Consider the following 11468-nt stretch of genomic DNA (forward strand, 5'->3'; position numbering starts at 1 on the left):
ATTTCCTGCCCAACAAAATAAAATACGCACTTTCATATATTTCTTTTAGGGACAACTGCAAGAAAAAGGTGGATTTATGTAGATTGATGGTAAGTGGTTGAGAATATGAGAGAAACACGTTTTTTTGCCGTGAACTGCTTTGGCATGGAAAGTGCAGAAAACGTGGATTTGTGCAGAAGATGCGTTACCAAATCGTTATCCAAATACAAGCAAACGATGACAGGTAACAGAAAGCAATAAGCACAATGGTAACGGCATCTGTCATTACGGTGTTTATGCGCTGAATCACAATGTTTTGCATACCTGAAAACGCTTCAAAAACGGGTAACTTTGCCCACAAAAACAGAAGCGTATGCAGAAAGACAAAATGAAGGTGTTGCTCTACCTCAAAAAGAGCGGTTTGGATAAGTCGGGACAAGCTCCAATTATGGGGCGAATAACCTACAATCGCACGATGGCTCAGTTTAGCAGTAAACTCTCTTGTAATCCTAAGTTGTGGAATACTCGAGAGAGCCGCCTAAACGGCAAAAGTCGTGAAGCAGTAACTACCAATGCAAAGTTGGAGCAGTTGCTCCTTTCCGTACAGAGAGCGTATCAAACTCTATGTGATAGAGGAATTGAGTTTTCTGCCAAAGAGATCAAGGAGCAGTTTCAAGGCTCAATGCAGAACCGCACTACGTTCTTACAGCGATACGACCAAATGGTGGAAGAAGAGAAGAAACTTGTCGGGGTGGAGATTTCGAAACGCTGGCACTCGGTCTACTATATGATCAAGAAGCACCTGCAAGTCTTTATCCAAGAGCGATACCACACAAACGACATTACTTTTGGGCAATTAACCGAGGACTTCTTGGACGGCTTGCATCAATATAGTGTCGGTAGACATGGTCATTCTCAGAGTTACTATCGCAAGATGACTTTGGCTGTAAAGAAGGTATGCCGTTTGGCTTTTCGTGAAGGACTGATTGACCGCCCTCTCTTTGATCTTGTCAAAATAGACCGAGGAGAGAGCAAACTACCGAGAGCATTGGATTGGTCTTCTTTAGAGAAGATTTTGAATGTTCAATTAGAAGATTACGAGGTAGAATTGTCTCTTGCTCGCAATCTCTTCCTCTTTACATGCTACACAGGTACAGCCTTCTGTGATATGATGAACCTGAGCAAAGAGCATCTTGTACAGGATGATGCAGGAGCAATGTGGCTGAAGTTTAGACGGCAGAAGACTGATACCCTCTGTCGGGTAAAACTTCTTCCCCAAGCTATTGCTTTGCTCGATACCTATCATTCGGAAGAACGAGATAGATTGTTACCGACAATTACTTATGAGACTTACCGATTTTTGCTCAAAGCCTTACAGCTGAAGGCTGGAATATCTATTCCCTTGACCGCACATGTCGGAAGGCACACCTTTGCCACCTTGATAACCTTAGAGAATGGAGTGCCGATAGAAACCGTGAGTAAAATGCTTGGGCATAGCAAGATTGAGACTACTGAACGATATGCTCATGTAACACCAACGAAAGTATTCGAGGAGTTTGGTCGCTTTCTCTCTTTCACCTCAGATTTAACCCTTAGCCTTTAAGATTATGCGTAGCACATTCAATATCCTATTCTACATCAATCGTAGCAAACTGAGAACAGATGGCACTACGGCTATCCTTTGCCGTATTACGATAGACGGATCAAAAGTAGTAATGTCCACAGGAGAAAGTATCTCTCCCAAAGATTGGAGCGTGAAGCGACAAGAGACGAATGACAAGAAACAGAATCAACGCTTGCAATCGTTTAGAGAGAAGATAGAGCAGGGATATAATGCATTGCTCTTGCAATTTGGTGCAGTGAGTGCCGAGTTGCTTAAGAACCATCTACAAGGAGTTGGAGCAAATCCGACCATGCTACTTGCTCTTAGCCGAGAGGAATTGTCGATAGTTCAATCTACAAGAGCATTAAACACCTACCAAAGTTGCCGTTGCTATCATAGGCAACTGGAATTGTTCGTAGAGAGTAAGGGAGAAGAAGACATTCTTCTTACGACCCTTACCATGGAGTTTTTCGATGATTATCGTATCCATCTCAAGCGAAAAGGCTATGCCTTATCGACAACGAAACAAACTCTCTTTTGGCTAAGTCGGCTGATGTATAGGGCGGTAAGTCAGCAAACCATTCGATACAATCCTTTTGAGGATGCGAAGTATGAGCGAGTAGAGCGAAAGATCCGCTGTTTGGGCAAGACGGATATTGCTCGCATTTTGGCTATGCCCCTTCAAAATAAGGAAGCGGAGTTTGTGCGGAGGATATTTCTTTTCTCTGTATTCACAGGCTTGGCTTTTGCAGATGTGAGCAAGTTGCGGTACTACGATATTGAGACGAATAGTGCTGGGGTACGTTATATTCGTCAGTACAGAAAGAAAACTGATGTAGAGAGCATTACACCACTGCACCCGATAGCTGAGCAGATACTCTCAATATTCCCTGCAAAAGATAAGAAAGAAGACAGCCCCATTTTTGAAACATCGCTCAGCCGAATACAGATAGGGACGCACCTCAAAGCGATAGGTTTGGCTTGTGGAATTCGGCAACCGCTTTCCTTTCATGTCGGTCGCCATTCATTCGGCACGCTGACATTGGAGGCAGGAGTGCCGATTGAGAGTATTGCCAAGATGATGGGACATGCCTCCATTGCCAGCACTCAGATCTATGCTCAGATTACGGACAGCAAGATTTCAAAGGATATGAATAAGTTGATAGAGAAAAAGTGTAAAATATTAGCGAATTCTTGGTGTCAGATAAGAAATAAAATAGCAAAATAGAGTCTCATATCGTTATGGAGGGAGTGGAAAGATACTTTTCTCTCTCTCCATAAATAACGGTGTACATCACAAGTTGTCTAATATGTGCAGTCCATAAAAAATCAAAGTTATATTTTAATTTCTGCACATTATACTATTTTAGTCTCACTTTGTCGTATTCACTACTCACATAATCAAAGAAGGACGAAAGCAAATATAAAGTTATCCAAAGGAAGTCCAAGAGGAAATATATAGAAACTCCTCGATATGTTGATTTTATAATAAAAGAAGAAGTTTCCCATATTGTTTTCCATGTATCTACATATTTTATCGAAATTCTCTCTTTGATGTATAGATATACTTCATGGAACGGGATACTAAGCAATGATGCAGAAAGAAGCAAAATACATAGTAAAGCTAACACTATAATATAAAATGAAAGAGTGGTTGCCTTTTTATAATAGTTCTTCAATCTCACTCCTATCGGCATTAATTGAGCATTGACCTCCATTTTATATGGACTAAAATCAGTCTTCTGGAATTTGTCAATTAACATTAGAATAAATGAGAAGAATAAACCTACAAAAAGTGATAGAGCAGATACAACATATCCAGCAAACTCCCTACTAAATCCACCTACTGTTGTAATTGCTGTCACGACAGAAATCATTAATATATACCATTGGATTTTGGTGAGATAACATCGAGGTTTATTCTTTTTTATGCTTAATTCGGAACTACTAACACCTGCATATTGGTAATAATGCGCATCACGAACTAACGTTTTGAATGCTTCTTTAAAATTCATGAATCTCCTGATTTATATTCCTCTCTGTTTTAATTTCAGTTAAAAGATTGTGGCAATACTTCTGTATCGCCACAAAATCAGGAAGACCTGTTTGTTCGTCAGAAGTAATACCTTCATCTGAAAGATAAATAGTTGGTCTTATACTTTGAATATCCTTCGCAATATCATAATTGGCATTCCTACCCTGTTCATCTGCAGTATATATGCGCCCCTTACCTTCACCGAGAGCCTGATCTTCAAGTTTCATTTCAGATACAGCCTGCATAATTTCTCTTGTGCCATCAGAGTTAATAGGAAGTTTTTGACTAACTGGTCTAACACGTACCTCTACCTCAAATTCCTGTGCAGCTTCAGTTGCATTGGTGCGAAGACTTTCTGATAGCGGTAATGGTGCTGTAAAACTAAACATTCTTATGGCTGCGGATTTCTCATATTTTTCTTTGAGTCGCTTTGGCACAAATGGCTCTACATCTACATTGAAGAAGTTGTCACTCCCACCAAACAATTCTTTAATAAACTCGTTTACAGGTCCCTGAATACTTTCTTCTGTATAAGATTGACATAGTAATACTGCATACTTGTCATTTAAGACGGGGTTCAGAAGAATGTAGTATTTATCCAAAACTGCGTAATTTGGTTTTATTTCAGCCTTCTCTTCTATTTTTTCTGTATCTTGATACTCTCTTAAGATACCATACTTGCCACCTTCTATAACTCCATCTATCATCCATTTGTCTGAATAAAGTTTCATCGGCAGCATATTACTATCATCAATACCAATTACTTTTTTACTTTTATCGTCCTTATGAAATTTGTCCTGCCCCACACCGTTAACAAATGAACTAAAAAGATATTCCATGAGACTATTATCTGATAAATCAGACTGAGTGGAATATTTTTCCTTTAAGAAATCTCTAAAGGTTTTATTTTCGTCTTGCTTTTTAGGCTTAAGACCAATTATATAAACATTGAGTTTTGGATTATGAGCCATAATATATGATATTTATAATATACTTTCCATTTTTTTAATTGCCTCCTGCTCTTTGAGACAGGCTTGGTAGCGGAGTTCATTGGCTTGAAGTACAAGGTCATTGATGCGTTGTTGTATTGCTTCGTCTTGAAGCAATGGAATAGGGACTTCAGCAAGTTGCTTATCATCTATTTCGTCAACAACAGCTCCATAAGTGTGCCGCACAATTAAAGGTAAAGCATAGTTTGTAGACAACCAAGCATATATATAGCCTGCCAAGTCTTTATTTCGAGGTGATAACCTTAAACAATGTTCGTTTGCAACCCAACCTGTCCAATGTTTAGGAACGATCATAATTTTTCCAATGGTACCACTTCTAGTTATCAGACACATGTTCTCTTCCAATGAAAGCTCTTTCTCTATTCTATCGGCATGCTTGCCGAAGGAAAGATACTTTTCTCCAGAAGGATTAAGTTGCAACAGCTGTTTGCCACCAAAGAAAGGTACTCCTTGCTCTTTCTCTACATAGATGCGTTTGAAACGACCTGGAAGAATAATATCTTTGGATATACGCGGATCTCCAAGCGTAGTTACTTCCTTGGCATACTTCGAGATAAGGTTAATTATCTCGTCTACTTCGGGCAAGTGATAAGAGGCATCAAGGCGATTATTGAGTTTAGAGAGAGGCACTGTGTAATTGCGGAAGCCAGCTTCTGGAGCGTAATATTGGGGTGTGAGATTTGGTCTTTCGGGTATTTGTAGTGCATCATAAAGCAACTGCTGTGCTTCATCAATAAGTGCGTTCGACTGGTCACGCAAATCGTAAGATGCCACAATGGCTTCATGAATCAGTCTTTTTATCTCTTCTGGTGCATTGGGAATGGGAATATTACAGAGGTGTTCAGGCTCAATTTCATCAACAACTGCACCATAAGTAAACGAACGAACTATCGCTTTTCCTATTTCTGTAGCAAAGAAAGCGTAAATATAGCCAGCATTTTCAGCAGATATCCGAATAGCATGTTCGCTGATGCAACATTTTCTGAGCGTATTGTTAACATAGGTAATATTTCCTATAGTACCAGAACGAGATAATAAAATTTGTCCATCTTTTACTCCATATTGTTTGGTGTACTTCTTATCTACAAATTTTTGAGGGATAGGTTTAATTTCAAGCATCTCAGAGCTACCCAAAAAAGGAACTCCTTTGGGTAAGTAATTCCTTTTAGCTCTTGGTCCATAATATGCATCTTTCACTAATCCGTTCTTTCCCCACAGATACACCCAACCATAAAGGTTTTGATATACCTTGTTAAGTGCTTTGATTGCTTCTATGTCGTAGGCAGAAGCATCAAGTCGTACCCCGTTTCTTTGCATTTGCGATAAAGAAATGGTACAAAATCTTAACGGAGAAGGCAACAAAAGAGGGTCTATCTGTCGCTTGGATTCTGATTGCTCGATAATAGGGTTTGCTGTGCTTACCATGTTATGCCATTTTCACGTTTCCACTTATTAAACACATCAGCCACCAGTATGGTCTGGTCGTTGACTATCTTCTCTTCAAAAGTCTCTTGGCGATAGCTCACATTACCCTCGCCATCTACCTCTCGCACTTGGTTTTCCTCGTGATGCAATATAAGATTACCTTCTTCATCTCGCTTATATATAGTATTGCCACGTTTATCGTGTCCGATGTGGTCTATCATAGCCATAAATATATTGTAGTCAGGAATGGTACCTAACTTTTCTTCTTCGGCTATTTCTACATCACTCTTTTTAACTACAAAAAGAATAGAACATTGAGTTCCATTGTGAGGTTGGAAGGTGTCAGCATGAAGGTCTATGCTGGCTATGATATGTGTTTTGCGCATAAGCCATACACGAATAAACTCTAAACCAGGAGAACTAAAAATGCTATCAGGCAATACAATGGCTGCACGTCCTCCAGACTTGAGTAACTGAATGATACGTTCAATGAATATTTGCTCAGGAGGTACACTTCCTCGTAAGTTGGTTTCATTCATTTCCCATTTTCCCAACACCTTTGTCCAAGTATGTGCAAGTTCAAATTGCTCAAGTATAGACTGATCATTAATAGGAATTTTTGAGCCAAAAGGAGGGTTGGTTACAATCACATCAAACAGCCCTATTGTCTTATGATTGAGAATGGATCCTTGAGGTAAATCCATTTTTTGTTCCAGCATTGACTTTTTCCCTTGCTCCCATAATTGCGGAGGTAGTAAAGTGTTGAGCTGTATGATGTTCCCACTACCATCATTGTTCATTACCATATTCATCTTTGTAGCTTTAACAAGGTCGGGATTGATATCAAAGCCAAAGAAGTTTTCAGCTGCTATACGAGATATTTCCTCATTAAAAGCATTGCGGATAACAGGAGTCCAATCTTCCATATTTTCTCCATATTCCTTTTGCATCTTAGCCTTAATGGTTGCAATCACCGCATTCATAGCCGTAACGACAAAGCCACCTGTGCCACAGCTACTATCCAAGACTTTCTCACCCTCTTTGGGATTGAGCATAGCTACTGCCATTTGCATTACATTACGTGGAGTAAAGAATTCACCACGATCACCACGTAGATTTGAACCTACAATTTCTTCGTAAGCCTTACCTTTAAAATCAATACGAGTATCAAGTAGTGAATACTTTTGGAGTTCACCCACTATTTGAGTAACAGTACGTGGCTCAAGTTTTATAAGATCATTTGCCTCAAATATCTTACCATTACGCTTCTTTACTTCCTCAAATATTTGTGCTATGCGTTTATAAACAGAGGCTTGTCCATCTGGATAGTTTCGTTCGCTTGATGTCGTATAAAATTCGATAGGTTTGGTTACATTTCGCTCATCAGTAATCTTACAGAAGATGATCTTGAGGAACTCAAAGAATGCAGCTTGTTTAGAATGTCCCTCATTGACAGAAATAATATCGTGACAAGTACGGAACGTGAAAAGTAAGTTGTCATCCGTAGCTTTAGAGAGTTTCTTGCGTTGTGGTCTCTCATTTTCATTATTACTACCATCTGCCGAAGGTATGTCATTACATTCCTCATAATGGATTATACCATCAGGAGCGATAATCTTCTTATATACGGTTTTATGTTTGCCATTTGTCCACATCCCCCATAGGCAATTGGCACAAGAAGCCATATAGGTTTTTAATTGAGCTACCCCTTCTCCCTTATCAGTAGGTTTGACAGATTCTTTTTTACACTCAATAATGAGTCCTATATGTTGTTGATCTTTTCGTTCCTCCTTAGTTGCATTTTCTGGAAATACCACAATATCTGCGCGTTTCTTCCCATTTCCCATTTTAATAGGAAACTCTACGGCAATTTGCTCCTTTGAATATTTATGCTCAATAACCAAACGCTTCTCTACAGTTTGACGCACATATTCTTCGGGAGTCTCTTTTCTTATAGTACCATCAATATAATCTCTTACTTTCCCTTCTGGGATTATTTGAATAATTGTATCTGTCATAATTTATACTATTAAATCTTTTGGTGAAACTCCGAGCAAGTCTGCCACTTTGAAGATGGTGGCGAGATTAGGTTGTTTGCGGTTGCAAACATAGGCATTAGTCATACTGAAACTCATACCAAGTTGTTTAGCTAACCACGTTTGAGTGCGACCTCTTTCTTTTAGCTTGTCTTTGATAAGATTGCTATGCTCGATGTTCTGTGCCATAAGATTGTGCGTTTGTCTATTTAATCATGCAAATATATGAACTTATATTGAATAAAACGAAGAAAACGGCAGCTTTAACACAATGAATACGATATTATTACTTTGAGGTGGGGGTATGGTGGTACTAATCATATCAAAATGAGAAAAACACCTATCATTGTTGTATAAAGTAGTTTCACAATACTTGCTCCTGATATACAACAAAAACTCTCGGAACAGATGTCCAAGAGTTTTGAGTTGTGTAGAGAAGTCAAGGCTTTGCTTGATAAAGCAAAGGTTATGATAGCATATGTTATAGCGAACTTCGCTTGACATAATTCTCTTGTAGTATCCTATTGAGATCGGAGAGTCTATAGAGGATCTTGCCAGCAATTTGGGTGTAGGGGAAAATGCCTTTGTCCCGATAGTCCTGCAAGGTGCGTGGAGAAAGGAAAAGCCTTTCGCAGACCTCTCGACCTGTGAGGTAGAGTTCGCCATCAAATAGAGGACGATGTGTCTGTGCTGTGGTTCGCACACGCTTTGTAAGGTTTCTAATGCCCGAAATGAGTTGCTTCATTTCGGGTGTTTCTTTGTTGATCGTTTCAAACTCCATAGTCGTTTAGCTTTTACGAGGGTTAGACTTCGAGAGGAGAACTTCCACGTCCTCACGCTTATAGTAGCACTTATGCCCAATCTGAATAAAGGGCAACACGGAAGTATCCCGATAATGTTGCAGTGTCCGCTTACTGATGTTCAGTATTCGGCACACATCCCCATTGTGCAATAGGTCGGGTAATTCGGCAGGTGGAGCAAAGTGCTCGTTGAAGCAGTCTGTGAGTTCCACGATACTCTCTTTCAGTTCCTCCCAAGCGGAGGTGTCAATGGCTGTAAATCTCATTTTCCGTTGTTGTTTTATTTGCGTGATTATTGATTTCTGACGCAAAAGTAAGCAGTGGATTTCGATTTCCGAAGAGGTCGTGATAAGCAGGGAAGAAGAGGGAAACGGCAGGAAGTCCACACATCATATCTCCCCTATTTTTCCCTTTTCAAATCCTCTTGCATCGCTCTAAAAGTCATTTGTTCCTTACGAAAAGTGCAAAACTCTGCGAATCGTTGCAGACCTCACACTTTCTCACCGTACTATCCGCACACTTATTTTGCCCCTTTTCCTCCATTGTTGGGCGAAAAGGGGCTTTCTCGTTGTGTCGTAGCAAAGAAAAGTGATGTACTTTGATGCAAGAACACCGCCACCTTTGGCTCTGCGAAAAAGCCTGCCTAACTTGGCTTTGGTAATCGAGAACGTGCCAAATATCAAAACCAAGTAATAGAAAGCAATTCGCACAATGAAAAGAGAAAACTGCGACAACACCTCAAAGAACATCCAAATAGAGGAGTTCCTTTCGGAGCGATATGAGTTCCGTTACAATACCGTCTTAAACCGAGCCGAGTATTGCCAAAGAGGAACGGGGAACTATGTGGCGATAGACCGCTACTGCATCAACACGCTTAAACGAGCCTTGAATAAGGAAGCCAACGTACAGACTTCATCAGAAAACTTATACAGTATCATAGAAAGCGACTTCTCTCCACGGATCAATCCTGTACAAGCCTATTTCCACAGTTTACCTGCTGTAGACGCAGTGAAGCAAGAAGCAATAACTGCACTTGCTAATTGTGTAATCGTAGCCAATCCCGATAAGTGGAGGGAATACCTTACCAAATGGTTGGTGGCGGTAGTCGCCAATGCGATGGATGACAAGCAGTGTTGTAACCATACTTGCCTTGTATTGACGGGTGAACAGGGAAAATTCAAGACCACATTCCTTGACCTCCTTTGTCCGCCAGCCCTATCCGACTACCGCTATACGGGAAAGATATACCCACAGGAGAAAGATGTGTTGAGCCTTATCGGTCAAAACCTCATCATCAACATTGACGACCAACTCAAAGCCCTCAACAAGCGAGATGAGAACGAACTGAAGAACCTCATTACCTGTCCACAGGTGAAGTATCGTATGCCTTACGAGAAGCATATCGAGGAGCGACCACACTTGGCGAACTTCGTGGCTTCGGTCAATGGCAACGATTTTCTCACCGACCCGACAGGAAGCCGACGTTTCCTACCTTTTGAGGTATTGGCGATAGATATAGACCTAGCCAAGACAATCCCAATGGATGCTGTGTATAGCGATGCCAAAGCACTACTAAAAAGCGGATTTCGCTATTGGTTCAATGATGAGGAGATTATCGAACTGCACCATAATAGCGAAGCCTTTCAAGTCTATACGACTGAAATGGAACTATTGCTCCGCTATTTCACCCTTCCAACGGAAGCGGAGAAAGCCACCAAGCGATTCTATATGACCAATTCGGAGATAGTGGGGTATCTCTCCTGCTATACCCGACAGCAGCTCTCTCCCAAGCGGATGGGCGAAGCCTTGCGAAAGGCTGGTTATACAAGGGAGTGTCGCAGGGTAAACGGCAATCCCGTATATGTCTATGCTGTTCGCAAGATTCATCCCGAGCAGCCGCCATAGCACTCTCTTACTATCTCCCTTCACTATACTCATTTCTCTTTTCCTTTCTATTCTCCTTACTACATTACTACAACTAAGGATAATACAGTGAAAGAGAAAGGATTGCAGGAGGTATTCATATTGCGACGCAGCTTACTACCATCTTTCTACGCTTCTACAGCAGAATGAAGATGGCATGGTGTAGACATAAGTTGTAGAAGGATGAAATCGAATGAAGTGTTACACTTTTCTCTTTCATTGTCAATTACTTATCCGATTGTCGAAAGGTAGTAAGATAAAAACGGAAAAACTCCGAAAAGGGAAAATCATCAGCAGAAAAACAATCCTTCGTCAGCCGAAGGTAAAACGACTATCGGGTGAAGACAAAAGAACCATCAACTGAGAATTAGCTCCCCGAGTTATTTATTCCATTTTCAAATAATCAAGAAATAACTATAGCAATGAACTACGAATATTATGACCTGCAACACATCAAGAGTATCTCCATAGCGGATTACCTGAATGCTCGTGGCATGCAGCCTATCAAGAGATACAGCAGCTATGCCCTTTACAATGCACCCTATCGAGAAGACCACAATGCCAGCCTAAAAGTGGACTTCGCACACAATCTCTGGTATGACTTCGGCTTGGGCAAAGGTGGCAGCATCATAGACCTTGTGATGTTGTTGCAAAGGT

General features: G+C 40.5%; 10 protein-coding genes and 1 pseudogene. 4 read left to right on the top strand and 7 right to left on the bottom strand.

The features are described 5' to 3' along the window. The first annotated feature begins 352 nt into the window (after positions 1-352). Complete coding sequence (locus HMPREF9304_RS11065; protein WP_036929135.1) at positions 353-1582, top strand: site-specific integrase; 1230 nt, start codon at positions 353-355, stop codon at positions 1580-1582. A 4-nt stretch (positions 1583-1586) separates the two neighbouring features. Beyond that, positions 1587-2810 (top strand): site-specific integrase, encoded by a 1224-nt coding sequence (locus HMPREF9304_RS11070; RefSeq protein WP_052046139.1) that lies wholly within the window; start codon positions 1587-1589, stop codon positions 2808-2810. 133 nt (positions 2811-2943) lie between these two features. Here the strand turns inward: HMPREF9304_RS11070 and HMPREF9304_RS11075 are convergent, their stop codons facing one another. From HMPREF9304_RS11075 to HMPREF9304_RS11105, 7 genes are all read right to left on the bottom strand, one after another. Continuing rightward, entirely contained in the window at positions 2944-3597 is a 654-nt protein-coding gene (locus HMPREF9304_RS11075; RefSeq protein WP_036929138.1) for a hypothetical protein, read from the bottom strand. Beyond that, entirely contained in the window at positions 3587-4588 is a 1002-nt protein-coding gene (locus HMPREF9304_RS11080) for a hypothetical protein (protein ID WP_036929140.1), read from the bottom strand. Before HMPREF9304_RS11080 ends, HMPREF9304_RS11075 begins: the two co-directional genes overlap by 11 nt. A 12-nt stretch (positions 4589-4600) precedes the next feature. Beyond that, entirely contained in the window at positions 4601-6052 is a 1452-nt protein-coding gene (locus HMPREF9304_RS11085) for a restriction endonuclease subunit S (protein WP_036929141.1), read from the bottom strand. Continuing rightward, positions 6046-8070 (bottom strand): type I restriction-modification system subunit M, encoded by a 2025-nt coding sequence (locus tag HMPREF9304_RS11090; protein WP_036929143.1) that lies wholly within the window; start codon positions 8068-8070, stop codon positions 6046-6048. The genes HMPREF9304_RS11085 and HMPREF9304_RS11090 overlap by 7 nt, the downstream gene beginning before the upstream one ends. A 3-nt stretch (positions 8071-8073) precedes the next feature. After that, positions 8074-8277 carry a helix-turn-helix domain-containing protein gene (locus HMPREF9304_RS11095; protein WP_036929145.1) on the bottom strand — a complete coding sequence of 68 codons (204 nt, stop codon included), beginning with the start codon at positions 8275-8277 and terminating at the stop codon, positions 8074-8076. Between the two features lie 292 nt (positions 8278-8569). Next, entirely contained in the window at positions 8570-8869 is a 300-nt protein-coding gene (locus tag HMPREF9304_RS11100; RefSeq protein ID WP_036929147.1) for a helix-turn-helix domain-containing protein, read from the bottom strand. Between the two features lie 6 nt (positions 8870-8875). Beyond that, positions 8876-9154: a helix-turn-helix domain-containing protein gene (locus tag HMPREF9304_RS11105; RefSeq protein ID WP_036929152.1), complete on the bottom strand. Its 279-nt coding sequence runs from the start codon at positions 9152-9154 to the stop codon at positions 8876-8878. A 445-nt stretch (positions 9155-9599) separates the two neighbouring features. On the opposite strand from HMPREF9304_RS11105, the gene HMPREF9304_RS11110 reads away from it, so the two are divergent. After that, entirely contained in the window at positions 9600-10793 is a 1194-nt protein-coding gene (locus tag HMPREF9304_RS11110; protein WP_036929149.1) for a VapE domain-containing protein, read from the top strand. Between the two features lie 440 nt (positions 10794-11233). Further along, positions 11234-11468 (top strand): annotated as a pseudogene (locus HMPREF9304_RS11115) (toprim domain-containing protein); the annotation flags it as partial.

The sequence above is a fragment of the Hoylesella timonensis S9-PR14 genome (assembly GCF_000762405.1).
GTDB classification, from domain to species: Bacteria; Bacteroidota; Bacteroidia; order Bacteroidales; family Bacteroidaceae; genus Prevotella; species Prevotella timonensis_A.